Source organism: Streptomyces sp. NPDC088732 (assembly GCF_044751205.1).
Lineage (GTDB): Bacteria > Actinomycetota > Actinomycetes > Streptomycetales > Streptomycetaceae > Actinacidiphila.
This window is the reverse complement of the sequence record NZ_JBIVLI010000037.1, coordinates 57070-71887: the sequence shown is the minus strand read 5'-3', so window position 1 is coordinate 71887 and position 14818 is coordinate 57070. Positions and strand designations below refer to the sequence as shown.

16 protein-coding genes are annotated in these 14818 nt (G+C 73.0%); 6 read left to right on the top strand and 10 right to left on the bottom strand.

Features of this window, described 5'->3' with window-relative positions; all coding sequences use genetic code 11:
* Nucleotides 1-136: 136 nt before the first annotated feature.
* From ACIP9H_RS39670 to ACIP9H_RS39660, 3 genes are read right to left on the bottom strand one after another with little or no spacing between them, the layout of a single operon-like run.
* Nucleotides 137-904 carry a DUF3710 domain-containing protein gene (locus ACIP9H_RS39670; RefSeq protein ID WP_401594528.1) on the bottom strand — a complete coding sequence of 256 codons (768 nt, stop codon included), beginning with the start codon at nucleotides 902-904 and terminating at the stop codon, nucleotides 137-139.
* 1 nt (nucleotide 905) lies between these two features.
* A complete protein-coding gene (gene dut / locus ACIP9H_RS39665) occupies nucleotides 906-1430 on the bottom strand; it encodes a dUTP diphosphatase (protein WP_401594531.1) in 525 nt (174 codons plus the stop codon).
* The gene (locus ACIP9H_RS39660) at nucleotides 1427-2029 is read right to left on the bottom strand and encodes a PaaI family thioesterase (RefSeq protein ID WP_401594534.1); all 603 of its coding nucleotides are present in this window, start codon (nucleotides 2027-2029) and stop codon (nucleotides 1427-1429) included. The genes dut and ACIP9H_RS39660 overlap by 4 nt, the downstream gene beginning before the upstream one ends.
* Nucleotides 2030-2125: 96 nt before the next feature.
* Here ACIP9H_RS39660 and ACIP9H_RS39655 point away from each other — a divergent pair, with 96 nt between their 5' ends.
* Nucleotides 2126-3010: an SDR family oxidoreductase gene (locus ACIP9H_RS39655; protein WP_401963796.1), complete on the top strand. Its 885-nt coding sequence runs from the start codon at nucleotides 2126-2128 to the stop codon at nucleotides 3008-3010.
* A 26-nt stretch (nucleotides 3011-3036) separates the two neighbouring features.
* Nucleotides 3037-3489 (top strand): DUF3093 domain-containing protein, encoded by a 453-nt coding sequence (locus ACIP9H_RS39650; RefSeq protein WP_401594539.1) that lies wholly within the window; start codon nucleotides 3037-3039, stop codon nucleotides 3487-3489.
* Between the two features lie 16 nt (nucleotides 3490-3505).
* Here ACIP9H_RS39650 and ACIP9H_RS39645 read toward each other — a convergent pair whose 3' ends face one another.
* The 4 genes from ACIP9H_RS39645 to ACIP9H_RS39630 form a co-directional block, all read right to left on the bottom strand.
* Entirely contained in the window at nucleotides 3506-4264 is a 759-nt protein-coding gene (locus ACIP9H_RS39645) for a hypothetical protein (RefSeq protein WP_401594542.1), read from the bottom strand.
* A gap of 15 nt (nucleotides 4265-4279) precedes the next feature.
* On the bottom strand, nucleotides 4280-4579 hold the full coding sequence (locus tag ACIP9H_RS39640; RefSeq protein WP_319659100.1) for a DUF4193 domain-containing protein: 300 nt from the start codon (nucleotides 4577-4579) through the stop codon (nucleotides 4280-4282).
* A gap of 408 nt (nucleotides 4580-4987) precedes the next feature.
* Nucleotides 4988-6277, bottom strand: coding sequence for a sensor histidine kinase (locus tag ACIP9H_RS39635; protein WP_401594545.1), 1290 nt, complete (start codon nucleotides 6275-6277; stop codon nucleotides 4988-4990).
* 6 nt (nucleotides 6278-6283) lie between these two features.
* Nucleotides 6284-6937 (bottom strand): response regulator transcription factor, encoded by a 654-nt coding sequence (locus tag ACIP9H_RS39630; RefSeq protein ID WP_384287224.1) that lies wholly within the window; start codon nucleotides 6935-6937, stop codon nucleotides 6284-6286.
* A gap of 446 nt (nucleotides 6938-7383) precedes the next feature.
* On the opposite strand from ACIP9H_RS39630, the gene ACIP9H_RS39625 reads away from it, so the two are divergent.
* Nucleotides 7384-7557: a hypothetical protein gene (locus ACIP9H_RS39625; protein ID WP_319659104.1), complete on the top strand. Its 174-nt coding sequence runs from the start codon at nucleotides 7384-7386 to the stop codon at nucleotides 7555-7557.
* Between the two features lie 78 nt (nucleotides 7558-7635).
* On the opposite strand, the gene ACIP9H_RS39620 is transcribed toward ACIP9H_RS39625, so the two are convergent.
* Both ACIP9H_RS39620 and ACIP9H_RS39615 read right to left on the bottom strand, forming a co-directional pair.
* Nucleotides 7636-8436, bottom strand: coding sequence for an inositol monophosphatase family protein (locus tag ACIP9H_RS39620; protein WP_401594549.1), 801 nt, complete (start codon nucleotides 8434-8436; stop codon nucleotides 7636-7638).
* A gap of 35 nt (nucleotides 8437-8471) precedes the next feature.
* Entirely contained in the window at nucleotides 8472-9605 is a 1134-nt protein-coding gene (locus tag ACIP9H_RS39615) for a ferrochelatase (RefSeq protein WP_401594551.1), read from the bottom strand.
* A gap of 185 nt (nucleotides 9606-9790) precedes the next feature.
* Here ACIP9H_RS39615 and ACIP9H_RS39610 point away from each other — a divergent pair, with 185 nt between their 5' ends.
* The 3 genes from ACIP9H_RS39610 (at nucleotide 9791) to sepH (ending at nucleotide 13735) form a co-directional block, all read left to right on the top strand.
* Complete coding sequence (locus tag ACIP9H_RS39610; RefSeq protein ID WP_401594610.1) at nucleotides 9791-11038, top strand: MFS transporter; 1248 nt, start codon at nucleotides 9791-9793, stop codon at nucleotides 11036-11038.
* Nucleotides 10995-12317, top strand: a complete 1323-nt coding sequence (locus ACIP9H_RS39605; RefSeq protein WP_401963792.1) for a D-arabinono-1,4-lactone oxidase — start codon at nucleotides 10995-10997, stop codon at nucleotides 12315-12317. Before ACIP9H_RS39610 ends, ACIP9H_RS39605 begins: the two co-directional genes overlap by 44 nt.
* A gap of 341 nt (nucleotides 12318-12658) precedes the next feature.
* Nucleotides 12659-13735 carry a septation protein SepH gene (gene sepH / locus ACIP9H_RS39600; protein WP_401594557.1) on the top strand — a complete coding sequence of 359 codons (1077 nt, stop codon included), beginning with the start codon at nucleotides 12659-12661 and terminating at the stop codon, nucleotides 13733-13735.
* Between the two features lie 153 nt (nucleotides 13736-13888).
* Here the strand turns inward: sepH and ACIP9H_RS39595 are convergent, their stop codons facing one another.
* Nucleotides 13889-14731, bottom strand: a complete 843-nt coding sequence (locus ACIP9H_RS39595) for a sulfurtransferase (RefSeq protein ID WP_401963790.1) — start codon at nucleotides 14729-14731, stop codon at nucleotides 13889-13891.
* Between the last annotated feature and the right edge of the window lie 87 nt (nucleotides 14732-14818).

The following is a 14818-nucleotide window of genomic DNA, read 5'->3' as shown; positions in this document are numbered from 1 at the left end:
CCGGGTTCCCCCCCCCCCCGCGGGGCCCGGGCGCCGACTCGCCGCCCCCCTCCCCCCACCGGTTTCCCCCGCCCAACCCCCCCCGGGCCCCCCCCGCGCCCGGGCCCCCCCACGTCGGTCGGGTCGTTAGGCGGCGCTAGTGCACCTCGGTGATCTCCGGTCCACGGCGCATCGGGTCGATGCCGTCGGAGAAGCGTCCGCCGTCGTGGTCCTGGGCGATGCCCTCGGGAACCATCTGCGCGTCGTTCGGCAGCTTCAGCACGATCGGGTCGCGCGGGGCCATCGGGGTGTCGCCGCGCAGGACGACGGTGTCGCGGAAGATCTGCTCCAGCAGGCCCGCGGTCTCCGGCTGGACGGCGCCCTGGCCGGAGATGACACCGCGCAGGAACCAGCGCGGTCCGTCGCAGCCGACGAAGCGCACGACCTGCACACCGTTGGTGCCGTTGGGCAGCTGGACCGGCACCTGGGCGCGCAGCTCCCAGCCGAGCGGGCCCTCGACCTCGTCGACGATGCCGCCCTGCTTGGTGATCCCGGACGCGATCTCGTCACGGACCTCGCCCCAGATGCCCTCGGACTTCGGCGCGGCGAAGCCCTGCAGCTGGATGGCGCTGTCCCGCAGCACCACAGTGGCGGCGACGATGGACTCGCCGGCCACCTCGACCCGCAGTTCCATGCCCTGGACACCGGGCACGAACAGGCCACCGAGGTCGACCCGGCCCTCGCCGGGTGTGCCGACCTCACTCACGTCCCACGGACCGTCCGGCCTCGGGGCGGGCGGAAGGTTGTACCGACGGGACTCCATGGAGTCGTCCGACTCCTCGGCGTCTTCGGCCAGCTCGTCAGGGCTCTCGGCCTCGAGCTCGTCGAGGGCGTCTTCGCGCTCCTTGCGACGACGACGGAACACGTCACTGTCCTTCCCGGTCAGCGATGACCGATGCGTATCCATGGCCGGACGGACCGACCGGCGGGCCGTCCACCGCGGCATGACCCCCCGTGGAGCCGAAGCCCCCCGTCGCCCGCGCCGAATCGGGCAGTTCCGCCACCTCGTGGAAGCGGACCCGCTCGACCTGCTGGACGACCAACTGCGCGATCCGGTCCCCCGGGGCGAACCGCACGGTCTCGCGCGGGTCCAGGTTGACCACGATCACCTTGATCTCCCCACGGTACCCGGCATCAACCGTTCCTGGGGCATTCACGAGTGCCACTCCGCACCTCGCGGCGAGGCCGGAGCGCGGATGCACGAAGGCCGCGTACCCCTCCGGAAGGGCGATCGAAACGCCTGTCGGCAGCACCGCCCGCTCGCCGGGGGCCAGCTCCGCCGCCCGGGTGGTGACGAGGTCGGCGCCGGCGTCGCCGGGGTGCCCGTACGAGGGAATCGGGACGTCCGCGTCGAGCCGCCTGATCAGTACGTCCAGCGGCGGGCGGCTCACGGGTTCACCTCGACGGCGCGGGCGGCTCCGGCCCGGCCGGGATCCCCGACGACGGCCCGGATCTCCCGCGCGCGGCCGTGCTCGGTGAAGTGCGCGGGCTTGACCTCGACGAACAGCGCGTCCGCGCGCACCGCGACCGGGCCGTCGGGGCCGCCGATCCGGCCCGTGGCGGTGCAGTAGATCTTGCGTCCGGCGACCGCCGTGCAGCGCGCGTCCAGGTGGAGGGTGGCGCCGACGGGGACGGGCCGGACGTACTCGGTCTCCAGGCGGCCGGTGACCGCGATCCGGCGCAGCAGCCAGTTGAGGGAGCCGAGTGTCTCGTCGAGCGCGGTCGCCAGCACACCGCCGTGCGCGAGGCCGGGAGCACCCTGGTGTGCCGGTTGTACGGTGAACTCGGCGGTGACCGAGACGCCCTCGCCGGCCCGCGCCTCCAGGTGCAGGCCGTGGGGCTGGGCCCCGCCGCAGCCGAAGCAGTGCTCGTAGTGCGCGCCGAGCGGTTCGCCGGGCGCGGGCGCGTCGGGGTGCCGCAGGGGCGGCGACGCGTCCTGCGGCGGCGTCAGGCCCGGGCGGGCCGGGACGTCGGGTGTGGCTCCGTTCACGCGGGAGACCCTACCCTCCTGCGGGATCCTTTCCCGCCGCCCGCCCGTTCTCCCTCCGGCCACGCGGCACGTGTCCCCCATCCCTTGGAGCACCCCATGACCCCCAGGTCCGCCGTCGTCACCGGAGCCGGATGCGGGATCGGCCTGGCGATCACGCTCGAACTGGCCCACGCCGGCTACGACGTCATCGGTACGGTGCGCACCGAGGAGAAGGCCGAGGCCCTGCGCGCGGCGGTGGCCAGGACCGGTGCGTCGGTGCGCACGGTGCTGCTGGACGTCGCGGACGCCACGTCGTCCGTACGGGCGTTCACGGAGATCGCCACGGTGACCGACGGGGGTCCCTGGGCGGTGGTCAACAACGCCGGCATCGCGCAGCCCGGCGCGATCGAGGACGTCGACGACGAACAGGTGCGCCAGCAGCTGGAGATCAACCTGGTGGCACCGGCGCGCATCGCCCGGCTCGTGCTGCCGACCATGCGCGCCCGGCGCGCGGGCCGCATCGTGAACATCTCCTCGGTCTCCGGCCGGGTCTCGACGCCGCTGCTCGGCTGGTACTGCGCGAGCAAGCAGGGCCTGGAGGCGGTCACGGACGCGCTGCGCATGGAGGCCGCGCCGTTCGGGGTGAAGGTGGTACTGGTCGAGCCCGGGTCCTTCGGGACGGACATCTGGGAGCGCGGTGCCTCGCGGCTGCCGCAGGGCACCACCTCGCCGTACCGCGACCAGTACGAGGCCGTGGAGGACCGGCTGGGACGCGAGCTGCCGGGTCCCCGCCCGGTGGCCCGCACGGTCCTCAAGGCGCTGTCGGCGCCCCGGCCGCTCCCCCGCTACCTGGTGGGCGGCGACGCCCGCTCCTCGGCCGTCCTGGACGCCGCCCTGCCCACCGCCGCCACCGACTGGGCCAAGCAGGTCGCCGTCGGCCTGCGCACGGCGCCGCGTGCCGCGCAGGCCCTGACGCGCCTGCGGTCCCGCGGCGGGTACTGACAGGGCGGCATGACAAGCTGGGTGGCATGACCGGCATGACCTATGACGAGCGGCTGACCGCGCCGCGTTCGTGGTGGCTGCTCGCCTTCGGCGCGGGTGTGTCCCTGGCGCTGATCCTGCTGCCCTTCGGGGCGTTGCCGCTGCTCGGCGGCCTCGTCGGGGGCACGGCGGCAGGAGCGGTCGCGGTGAGCTCGTACGGCTCGGCGCGGCTGCGGGTGGTGGCCGGGTCGCTGGTCGCGGGCGACGCGCGGATCCCGGTGGGCGCGCTCGGCGAGGCGACCGTGCTGGACCACGAGGAAGCGCTGGCCTGGCGCTCCTACAAGGCCGATCCGCGCGCGTTCATGCTCCTGCGGTCGTATGTGCCGACCGCGCTGAGGATCGAGGTCACCGACCCCGCGGATCCGACGCCCTATCTGTACCTCTCCACCCGGGCCCCCGAGCGGCTGGCCGCCGCGCTGCGGGAGATGCGGACCGCCTGAGGCGTCCGCGGCGGCCTCAGTCGTCCGCGCCGGGCTCGCCGGCCTCCAGGGCGGGCGGCGGCTCCTCGGCGGAGAGCAGCGCCCAGGGCACCTGCCGTTCGCGCAGGTCCTTGCGGATCTGCTCGGCGAGTTTCCTGGTGTCGCGCCGGTTCATCACGGCGCCGACGGCCGCGCCGACCATGAACGGCGCCAGCGTCGGCAGATTGCGCAGGCTGCGCTTCATGAGCTGCTGGCGCAGCTCGCGCTTCATCCGGCCGCCGAGCGCCACGTTCAGCGTGGACGGCTTGGAGAAGTCGATCCCGCGCCGCTCGGTCCACTCGGCGACGTACATCATCGCGCGCTGCCGCAGCGTGCCCGGGGCGCGCAGCCCGTAGACCTCGTGCAGCTCGGCGATGAGCTTGTACTCGATCAGGGCGACCCCGATCGTCTCGCTCGCCAGTTCGGCGGGCATGGCGGGCGGAGTCGGCAGCATGGCGGCGGCGCCGACACCGGCGCCGACCGTCGCGGTGCCCAGGGTGGCGGCGTTCACGAGCTTGTCCGCCAGCTCCTCGGGCCCGAGCCCGGGGAAGTGCCGGCGGAGCGTCTCCAGGTCCCGTACGGGTATCCGCGGGGCCGCCTCGAGGAAACCCTCGGCGAGGGTCGTCAGCGCCGCCCTGGCGCGGGCACGCCCGCGGGCGGCACGGCTCGGAGGCCCGGCCTGGGCACCGTCGACCGCCGGTTCCTCCGATGCGCCCGCGAGCGAGGCCGCGCGGCCTCGCTCGTCGTCGCTGTCCACGATGCCGGTGTCCCGTCAGGCCGCGCAGTCGCGGCAGATCGGGTTGCCGTTCTTCTCCGAGGCCAGCTGGCTGCGGTGGTGCACAAGGAAGCAGCTCATGCAGGTGAACTCGTCGGCCTGCCGGGGCAGGACCCGGACCGAGAGCTCCTCGTTGGAAAGGTCGGCGCCAGGCAGTTCGAGGGACTCGGCCTGGTCGAACTCGTCGACGTCCACCGTGGACGTGGACTTGTCGTTCCGGCGGGCCTTCAGTTCCTCGATGCTGTCTTCGTTGACATCGTCGTCGGTCTTGCGTGGTGTGTCGTAATCAGTAGCCATGTATCGCTCTCCCCCTCTGGGTGTCTGCGGTGTCTCCAGCGCACGTAACGCATGGGAGGCCGGTCTTGTGCCCGGCCCGAAGCGGAGATTTTGCCTTACATCAAGTGCCGTTACTCAATCGACACCCAACCGCACCCCCGAAGAGGTGATCGGATCCACTGCCGGTCATGACCGGAAAGGGCCGTGTTGTCGCACCTTGCTCACGCCTCCACGTGTACTTCCCGTGATCATGACCTGCGGAAACATGGATTTTTCCGCTCTTTTCCCGGACTTGCGATCACGGAGCGTACCCGCGGCCGGAATCGTATGTGTAATCGCTCACAGCATGCCGCCGCCGGGATCAGACCGCAAAATTCAGCGCAAAGCGAACACGGCCCCGGGAGTGTCGGAGAACCGTTCCCGGGTGCCTCAGACGGGGATGGCGACCCGCATGACCAGGCCACCTCCCTCGCGGGGCACCGCGGAAATGGTGCCTCCGTGGGCCCGGGCCACCGATCGCGCGATCGAGAGGCCGAGTCCCACGCCCTTGTCGCTCCCGGTCCGTTCGGTGCGCAGCCGCCGGAACGGCTCGAAAAGGTTGTCGATCTCGTACGCCGGGACGACGGGTCCGGTGTTGGTGACCGTCAGCACCGCGAGACCCGGTTCGAGGCCCGTGGTGGCCTCGACCCAGCCGTTCTCGGGGACGTTGTAGCGGACGGCGTTCTGCACGAGGTTGAGCGCGATGCGCTCCAGCAGCACGCCGTTGCCCTGCACCACCGCCTCGTGCAGTTCGCTGCGGAGCGCCACGCCCTTGGCGTCGGCCTCGCTGCGGGTCTGCTCCAGGGCCTGGGAGGCCGCCTCGGCCACGTCCACGGGCTTGCGGTCCACGATCTCGTTGTCGCTGCGGGCGAGCAGCAGCAGGCCCTCCACGAGCTGCTCGCTGCGCGTGTTGGTGGCCAGCAGGGTCTTCCCGAGCTGCTGGACCTCCGGACCGGCCGCCGAGTCGGACAGCTGGACCTCCAGCAGGGTGCGGTTGATCGCCAGGGGGGTCCGCAGCTCGTGGGAGGCGTTGGACACGAAGCGGCGCTGCGCGTCGAAGGACCGCTCCAGCCGCTCCAGCATCTCGTCGAAGGTGTCGGCGAGCTCCTTCAGCTCGTCGTCCGGCCCGTCCAGGTGGATGCGGCGCTTGAGGTCGGAGGAGACCACGGCCTGCGCGGTGCGGGTGATCCGGCCCAGCGGGTACAGCACGCGGCCCGCCAGCAGGTACCCGAAGGCGAAGGCCAGGACGGCGAGACCGATCAGGGCGAACAGCGACCGCCGCAGCAGGGTGTCGAGCGCGACCTCGCGCCGGTTCTGCATGCAGCCGTTGATGGCATCGGTGAACTCGTCGGTCGTCCCCGAACTCGGCAGCTGGCAGCTAGGCGTCGTGGTGGCCACATGGCCGCTGAGCAGGCGGAAGGGCAGCTCATTGCCGTCGTGCAGGGCCTGTGCGGCCAGCAGGTAGATGATCCACAGCAGGACGACACCGGCGATCAGGAACATGCCGCCGTAGAGCAGGGTCAGCCGTATCCGGATCGTGGGGCGGAACAGCGGGCCGCGGCCGGCCGGCGACGCCGGCTCCCACGTGGGCTTGGGCGGAACGCGCGGCGGGGCCGCGGGCGAGGACGCCTGCGACGAGGACGAGGACTGGGGCGAGGGGGACGCCGGGGAAGTGGCCACGGCGCATCAGATCCGGTAGCCGGAGCCGGGCACCGTGACGATCACGGCGGGCTCGCCGAGTTTGCGGCGCAGCGTCATGACGGTGACCCGGACCACATTGGTGAAGGGGTCGGTGTTCTCGTCCCAGGCCTTCTCCAGGAGCTGCTCCGCGGACACCACGGAGCCCTCGCTGCGCAGCAGCACCTCCAGCACCGCGAACTCCTTGGGCGCCAGATGCACCTGCCGTCCCTCGCGCACCACCTCGCGGCGGTTGGGGTCGAGCCGGATGCCCGCGCGCTCCAGCACCGGCGGCAGGGGGGCGGTCGTCCGCCGGCCGAGCGCGCGCACGCGGGCGATCAGCTCGGTGAAGGCGAAGGGCTTGGGCAGGTAGTCGTCGGCGCCGAGCTCCAGGCCCTCGACGCGGTCGCTCACGTCGCCGGCGGCGGTGAGCATCAGGACCCGGGTGGGGAGGCCGAGCTCGACGACCTTGCGGCAGACGTCGTCCCCGTGGATCACGGGCAGGTCCCGGTCGAGGACGACGACGTCGTAGTCGTTGACCCCGATCCGCTCCAGGGCCGCCCCACCGTCATAGACGACGTCCACGGCCATCGCCTCGCGGCGCAGTCCCGTGGCCACCGCATCGGCGAGCAGCTGTTCGTCCTCGACGACCAGTACGCGCAAGGCGCCGTTCCTTCCGTGAACATTCCCAACGGCCTGTGCGCAGGCCGAACGCGTCTCCATCCTGCACCTGGAGGCCGTAAACCGGCGGTAAGAGCGCGTCCCCGGGCCGCGCGGGAGCGAACCGGCGCCCCGCGCCGGAGGCGTCACCGCACGTGACGCGGGCCACATCGTGCGCCGCCGGGAGCGGCATCCGCGCCGGTCGCGGCCGCGCGCGGCGCGGTGGGGAGGACGGCACGGAATTCCCCGGGTTGCGGAGGTTTCCGCTCCGGCAGGCCTGGGGAGGACGACTGCACACCCCCGATCGCGCCCCCTGGGCGTTCGCAGTCGACTTGTGGCGGCAGCCGTCGCGCGATCCGCGGGGACCTCGGAACGACCTGACCGCAGCCGATCGACCCTTACCCACCCACACCCTGTGTCACCTATCGACGACGAGGGGGCGCCACCTGATGGACGCATTCACCACTGGCATCCTGCAGCGCATACACAGCACTGAGTCGGACCTGCTCGCCGCCCGGGAGGCGGGGGACGAGTTCCTGGCCGAAGTCGAGGAGGCCGAACTGGCCGATCTGCGCCGCCTCGCCGCCGACCACGGCGTACAGGTGCTGCCCAAGATCGCCTGAGGCATCCGGACACAAGCGCCGCGCCCCGGACACCGCACAAGGTGCCGGGGCGTTCGCGCGCCCCGGCACCCACCCGGTTCAGTCGTGCCAGGCGCCGAGCTCCTCCAGGAGCGCCTGCAACGGCTCGAAGACGCCCGTCGGCGCCGCCACCGTCAGCTCCCGCGACAGCGGCTCCCCCGGGCGGCCCCCGGTGAGGGCGCCCGCCTCGCGGGCGAAGAGGTCGCCCGCCGCGTAGTCCCAGATGTTCAGCCCGCGCTCGTAGTACGCGTCGAGCCGGCCGCAGCCCACGTCGCACAGGTCGATGGCGGCCGACCCGGCCCGGCGGATGTCCCGCACGCGCGGGATCAGCCGGCGCGCCACCTCGGCCTGCCCGGCGCGCACCTCGGTGCTGTACCCGAAGCCCGTGCCCACCAGCGCCTGCTCGAACGGCGGCGCGGGGCGCGGCCGGGCCCGTACGTCGCCCACCCACGCGCCGCGGCCGAGGACGGCGCGGTAGCTCTCGCGCCGCATGGGCGCCTCCACGACGCCGACGACCGTCTCGCCGTCGACCTGGGCGGCGATGCTGACCGCCCAGCCCGGCAGGCCGTAGAGGTAGTTCACGGTGCCGTCGAGGGGGTCGATCACCCAGCGGATGCCGGTGGTGCCCGGCGCGCTGGCGCCCTCCTCGCCGAGCAGTCCGTCGTCCGGCCGGCGTTCGCCGATGAAAGAGGCGATGAGCTTCTCCGCGGCGATGTCCATCTCGGTGACGACATCGATCGGGCTGCTCTTGGTGGCGGCCACAACGAGATCGGCCGGACGGCCGTCGCGCAGCAGCTCCCCGGCCCTGCGGGCGGCCTCCACGGCCACGGCCAGGAGTTCGTCCTTCAGCTGGTCGGTCACGGCGCTCCTTGTGCTGCGGATGGTGTCGGTGTCGGTCACTCGGCGCCCGCCGCGGCGGGACGCGGGCTGCGGGCCGGGCAGCAGCCCACCGGGCAGACGTCGTGGCTCGCGCCGAGCCGGCCCAGCGCGCAGCGTTCGGGGGTGAGGCCGCGCTCGGCCGCGGCCCGCTCCAGGACCAGCTCGCGGACGGCCGCGGCGAACCGGGGGTCGGCGCCGACCGTGGCCGAGCGGGCCACGGGCAGCCCGAGCTCGGCGGCCTTGGCGGTGGCCTCGGTGTCGAGGTCGTAGCGGACCTCCATGTGGTCCGAGACGAAGCCGATCGGCACCATGACGGCGGCCGTCGCCCCGGAGGCGTGCAGCTCCTCCAGGTGGTCGCAGATGTCGGGCTCCAGCCACGGGATGTGGGGGGCGCCGCTGCGGGACTGGTAGACGAGCTTCCACGGCCGGTCGGTGCCGGTGGCCTCGCGGACAGCGTCGGCGATCACCTGGGCGGCGTCCAGGTGCTGGGCGACGTAGGCGCCGCCGGACCCGTCCTTGGTGTGCGCTTCGACCGGGCCGGAGGTGTCGGCGGCGGCAGTGGGGATGGAGTGCGTGGTGAAGGCCAGGTGCGCACCCGCGCGTGCCTCCTGCGGCAGCTCGTCGAGCGCGGCCAGCACACCGTCGACCATGGGCCGCAGGAAGCCCGGGTGGTTGAAGTAGTGGCGCAGCTTGTCCACCCGCGGCACCGGGCGGCCCTCGGCCTCCAGCGCGGCAAGGGAGTCGGCCAGGTTCTCGCGGTACTGCCGGCAGCCGGAGTAGGAGGCGTACGCGCTGGTGGCCAGCGCCAGGACGCGGCGGCGGCCGTCGTCGGCCATCTCGCGCAGGGTGTCGGTCAGATAGGGCGCCCAGTTGCGGTTGCCCCAGTACACGGGCAGGTCGAGGCCGTGCTCGGCGAAGTCCTTGCGCAGCGCCTGCAGGAGGTCGCGGTTCTGCGCGTTGATGGGGCTGACCCCGCCGAACAGGAAGTAGTGCTGCCCCACCTCCTTCAGGCGTTCGCGCGGGATGCCGCGCCCCCGCGTGACGTTCTCCAGGAAGGGGACGACGTCGTCCGCCCCCTCGGGGCCGCCGAAGGACAGCAGGAGCAGTGCGTCGTACGGAGCGGCGGTGTCGGCCTCGGTGTGATCGGACATGTCTTTGATCCTCCCACCGCCCGCAGACGGCCGCGGAACGGCACGGACTGCACCAAGGGCGGCGCCGGACGGCGGGAAAATCGCTTGCGTTCCATTTGTAAGCTGTGATGAGCAGCCACATTCCTTACCCGCACACCCCGTACACCCCGCACCCGTACACCGGCGACGAGGCCGAGGAGCGCCCCTTGCCCAGTCCCTATCGCGCGATCTTCTCCGCCCCGGGGACCAGGGGCTTCGCCGCCGCCGGCCTGATCGGCCGGATGCCGCTGTCCATGCTCGGCATCGGGATCGTGACGATGATGTCGCAGGTCACCGGCCGCTACCGGATCGCGGGCGCGCTCGCCGCCGTACTGGCGCTGTCGGGGGCGGCGCTCGGGCCGCAGGTCTCGCGGCTGGTGGACCGGTACGGGCAGCGCAAGGTGCTGCGCCCCGCTGCCGGCATCACGGTGCTGGCCGTCGCCGCGCTGCTGGTGTGCGTACGGGAGGGGGCGCCGGACTGGACGCTCTTCGCCTGCGTCGCGGTCGCCGGGCTGACGCCGAGCCTGGGCGCCATGGTGCGGGCGCGGTGGGCGGCCATCCACCGGGGCTCGCCGGACCTGCTGCACACCGCGTACTCCTTCGAGTCCGTGGTGGACGAGATCTGCTTCATCGTGGGCCCGATCCTGTCCATCGGGCTGTGCACCGTCTGGTTCCCCGAGGCCGGCCCCCTGCTGGCCGCGCTCTTCCTGGCCGCCGGCACCTTCCTGCTCACCGCGCAGCGGTCCACCGAGCCGCCGCCGCACCCGAGGGAGCAGCACACGCGGGGCTCCGCGATGAGCTCGCGCGGTCTGCAGGTCCTGGTGGTCACCTTCGTGGCGACCGGGGCGATCTTCGGCGCGGTGGACGTCACCACCGTCGCGTTCGCCCAGGAGCAGGGCCACAAGGCCGCGGCCAGCCTCGTTCTCGCCGTGTACGCGTCAGGATCTTGCCTCGCGGGAGTCCTTTTCGGCCTGATGAGACCGCGCGGTACGGCCTCGCGTCGCTTTTTGCTGGGCGTGGGGGCCATGGGCGTGAGTATGATCCCGCCACTACTGGTCGGGAACTTGCCGTTCCTGGCCGTGGCGCTGTTCGTCGCGGGCCTGTCCATCGCGCCGACGATGGTCACCACCATGGCGCTCGTCGAGCAGTTGGTACCGCGCGCGAAGCTGACCGAGGGCATGACGTGGACGAGCACGGGGCTCGCGGTCGGTGTGGCGCTCGGGGCCTCGCTCGCCGGGTGGGTGATCGACGCGGCGGGGGCCCGGGCGGCGTTCGCGGTACCCGCCTCCGCCGCGGCACTCGCCGTGGTGGCGGCCTTCCTGGGGTACCGCCGGCTGGAGCCGGCGCCGGAGCTGGAGGGATCGCGTACGCATGGCTACGACGAACAGAACCGCCGGGAAGGCCACATGGCATAACTGGGCGGGCAACGTGCGGGCCGTCCCGGCACGCGAGGTGTCCCCGGCCTCGGTGGAGGAACTGGCCGCCGCCGTACGGAAGGCGGCCGAGGACGGCCTGCCGGCCAAGGCCGTCGGCACCGGGCACTCCTTCACCTCCGCCGCGGCCACCGCGGGCGTCCTGATCCGCCCGGAGCGCATGAGCTCCATACGCTCACTCGACCGCGCCGCCGGGACCGTGACCGTCGAGGCGGGCGTCCAGCTGAAGCACCTGAACGCGTTCCTCGCCGCCGAGGGCCTGTCGCTCACCAATATGGGCGACATCATGGAGCAGACGGCGGCAGGGGCGACGAGCACCGGCACCCACGGCACCGGCCGCGACTCGGCCTCCATCGCCGCCCAGATCACCGCACTGGAACTGGTGACGGCCGACGGCTCGGTGCTCACCTGCTCCGCCGAGGAGAACGCGGACGTCTTCGCCGCGGCCCGGATCGGGCTGGGCGCCCTCGGCGTGGTCAGCTCGCTCACCTTCGCGGTGGAACCGCTCTTCCTGCTCACCGCGCGCGAGGAGCCGATGCACTTCGACCGGGTGCTCGGGGAGTTCGACCAACTCGTCGAGGAGAACGAGCACTTCGAGTTCTACTGGTTCCCGCACACCGACGGCTGCAACACCAAGCGCAACAACCGCAGCCAGGGACCCGCCGCGCCGGTGCCCCCTGTGCGCGGCTGGCTGGACGACGAGTTCCTGTCCAACGGCGTCTTCCGGGCCGCCTGCGCGGTGGGACAGGCCGCGCCGTCGCTGATCCCGGGGATCGCGCAGGTCTCCAGCCGCGCACTGTCGGCGCGCACGTACACCGACATCCCGTACAAGGTCTTCACCCACCCGCGCCGGGTGCGCTTCGTGGAGATGGAGTACGCCGTCCCGCGGGAAGCCGCGGTGGAGGTCCTGCGGGAGCTGAAGTCGATGGTCGACTCCTCGGCGCTGCGGATCAGCTTCCCCGTGGAGGTGCGGGTCGCCCCGGCGGACGACATCGCGCTGTCGACGGCCTCGGGGCGCGAGAGCGCCTATGTGGCGGTCCACATGTACCGGGGGAGCCGGTACCAGGAGTACTTCACCGCCGTGGAGCAGATCATGACGGCGCATCAGGGCCGGCCGCACTGGGGCAAGGTCCACACCCGGGACGCCGACTGGTTCGCCGGGGCGTACCCGCGTTTCGGGGAGTTCACCGCGCTGCGGGACCGGCTCGACCCGGACCGGCTGTTCCGCAACGACTACCTGCGGCGGGTCCTGGGCGCGTAGACCACAGGCCTCCAGTTGTGGAGATTTCGTAACGGCCCCCGGCCAACTCCCTTGACCCGCTCAAAGTTCGACGGCGCGGCGCCCCACCGGCGTGGCCCAAATGGAGTACTGTGACAAATCCTGGCTCCGGGGGGAGACGGCGCACTTCATCCCGGGGTGCTGTCGAGCGACCCGGAGACACGTGACGCCGAGTGATGCGTTTGGTCACTCAGCGTTGCAAAGAGGTAACCGTGCCATAACGGCGCGTCACGGCACATGCCCGACACGCCGGGAAACTCAGCAAGGTTGTGGCAGGCTGCACCCGGGCAGGTCACACTCGTCCATCGGGAGCAGCGACGCACGTGACGTCGGCAGGCACCACCCGGGAGGTAACCGTGCCCGAACTGCGTGTCGTGGCCGTCAGCAACGACGGCACACGACTGGTGCTCAAGGCTGCCGACAGCACGGAGTACACACTCCCGATCGACGAGCGCCTGCGTGCCGCCATCCGCAACGACCGGGCGCGGCTGGGCCAGATCGAGATCGAGGTCGAGAGCCACCTGCGCCCGCGCGACATCCAGGCGCGGATAAGAGCGGGCGCCACCGCCGAGGAGGTCGCGCAGCTCGCCGGCATCCCCGTCGAGCGGGTGCGGCGCTTCGAGGGCCCCGTGCTCGCGGAGCGGGCCTTCATGGCGGAGCGGGCGCGCAAGACCCCGGTCCGCCGCCAGGGCGAGAGCACCGGGCCGCAGCTCGGCGAGGCGGTCGCCGAACGCCTGCTGCTGCGGGGCGCCGAGAAGGACTCCGTCGTCTGGGACTCCTGGCGGCGCGACGACGGCACCTGGGAGGTGCTGCTCGTCTACCGCGTCGCCGGTGAGCCGCACTCGGCGAGCTGGACCTACGACCCGCCGCGGCGGCTGGTCCAGGCCGTCGACGACGAGGCGCGCGCGCTGATCGGCGAGGCCACGCAGGAGCCCCAGGAGCCGAGCTACCCCTTCGTGCCGCGGATCGCGCGGCTGCCGCGGGACCGGGCGCTGGAGCGGCCGGAGCGCGCGGGCGGCGCCGAGGAGCGGGCCGAGGAGGAACGCGACTCCCTGACCAGCCTCCTGGAGGCCGTGCCGAGCTTCCGCGGCGACATGGTCGTCCCCTCGCAGACCGCGTCGCCCGCGGCGCCGGAGATTCCCCCGGCGGCCGCCGCGGGGACCGACGGCGTGGTCGACGACCCCGAGGCGGAGGAGGCCGCGCCCCCGGCTCCCGCCGCGAGCGCGGGGTCGGCGTACGCGGACGTCCTCATGCCCCGGTCCGTGGGCGCCCACCGGGACCGGCTGGTCGGGTCCACCGACCGGCAGGCCGAGGCGGACGGGGTGCGGCCGGGACGGCGGGCGACGGTCCCGAGCTGGGACGAGATCGTCTTCGGGAGCCGGCGCAAGAAGCAGGACTGACCCGGCCGCACCGCCGCCGGTGCACGGGATGTGACGGTGCATCACCGGGCGGGTCCGTGAAGGCCGCCCGGTCTCCCACCCGCCCCCGGGCCGGTGCCTCGCGGGGCCACGCGAGGTGCCGCGCCGTGGGCGGGCAGGTGGGAGACCCGGGCCTCAGCCCGGCTGGGGGCCCGTCGCGACGGGCCGGCCGGTGTGCGACCACTCGCTCCAGGAGCCGACGTAGAGGGCTGCGGGGACACCCGCCGCGGCGAGGGCGAGCACCTCGTGGGCACCGGAGACGCCCGAACCGCAGTAGACCCCGACCGGGGTGCCCTCGGTGGCGCCGACGCCCAGGAAGCGGGCGGCAAGGTCGCCGGGCGGCAGGAACAGCCCGGTGGCGGGGTCGACGTTCTCCGTCGTGGGGGCGCTGACCGCACCCGGGATGTGCCCGGCGACGGGATCGATCGGCTCGACCTCACCGCGGTAGCGCTCGGACGCCCGCGCGTCGAGCAGTACACCGCTGCGCGCCAGTTCCGCCGCGCCGTCGGCGTCGAGCAGCGGCAGCCCGCCGGGGACGGCCGTGAAGTCCCCGTCCTCGTCGGCCGGGACGTCCGTCTCCAGGGGAAGGCCGGCCGCCGTCCAGGCGGAGAGGCCGCCGTCCAGCACCCGTACCCGCTCGTGCCCGGCCCAGCGCAGCAGCCACCAGGCGCGGGCGGCCCCCCAGCCCTGCCAGTCGTCGTAGACGACGACGTCGCGGTCCCGGCCGACGCCGGCGCGCCGCATGGCGGCGGCGAACACCTCCACGTCCGGCAGCGGATGGCGGCCGGTGTCACCGGGTGCCCCGGCGAGTTCGGACTCCAGGTCGACGTAGTGCGCGCCGGGGAGGTGGCCCGCCTCGTACTCGGGGCGTCCGGGCGGCCCGCCCATCCGGTAGCGCACGTCGAGCAGGACGGGCCCGCCGTCTGACGCGCCCTTCGGCTGCGCGGCCAATTCGGTTACGGTAATGACAGGATGCATAAGCCCATTGTGGTCACCCGGCGCGGGGACCCTGCGGCGCGGCCCCCGTAGCGGCGCGCCCTGTGGTGCGAGCATTGCTGTGGTACC

Bases quoted from the DNA above. Each gene is read 5' to 3' on its own strand.
- ACIP9H_RS39655 (WP_401963796.1), top strand. From the start codon at position 2,126: ATGACCCCCAGGTCCGCCGTCGTCACCGGAGCCGGATGCGGGATCGGC.
- ACIP9H_RS39650 (WP_401594539.1), top strand. From the start codon at position 3,037: ATGACCGGCATGACCTATGACGAGCGGCTGACCGCGCCGCGTTCGTGG.
- ACIP9H_RS39640 (WP_319659100.1), bottom strand. From the start codon at position 4,579: ATGGCTACTGATTACGACACACCACGCAAGACCGACGACGATGTCAAC.
- ACIP9H_RS39625 (WP_319659104.1), top strand. From the start codon at position 7,384: ATGGACGCATTCACCACTGGCATCCTGCAGCGCATACACAGCACTGAG.
- ACIP9H_RS39615 (WP_401594551.1), bottom strand. From the start codon at position 9,605: ATGTCCGATCACACCGAGGCCGACACCGCCGCTCCGTACGACGCACTG.
- ACIP9H_RS39605 (WP_401963792.1), top strand. From the start codon at position 10,995: ATGGCTACGACGAACAGAACCGCCGGGAAGGCCACATGGCATAACTGG.
- ACIP9H_RS39595 (WP_401963790.1), bottom strand. From the start codon at position 14,731: ATGCATCCTGTCATTACCGTAACCGAATTGGCCGCGCAGCCGAAGGGC.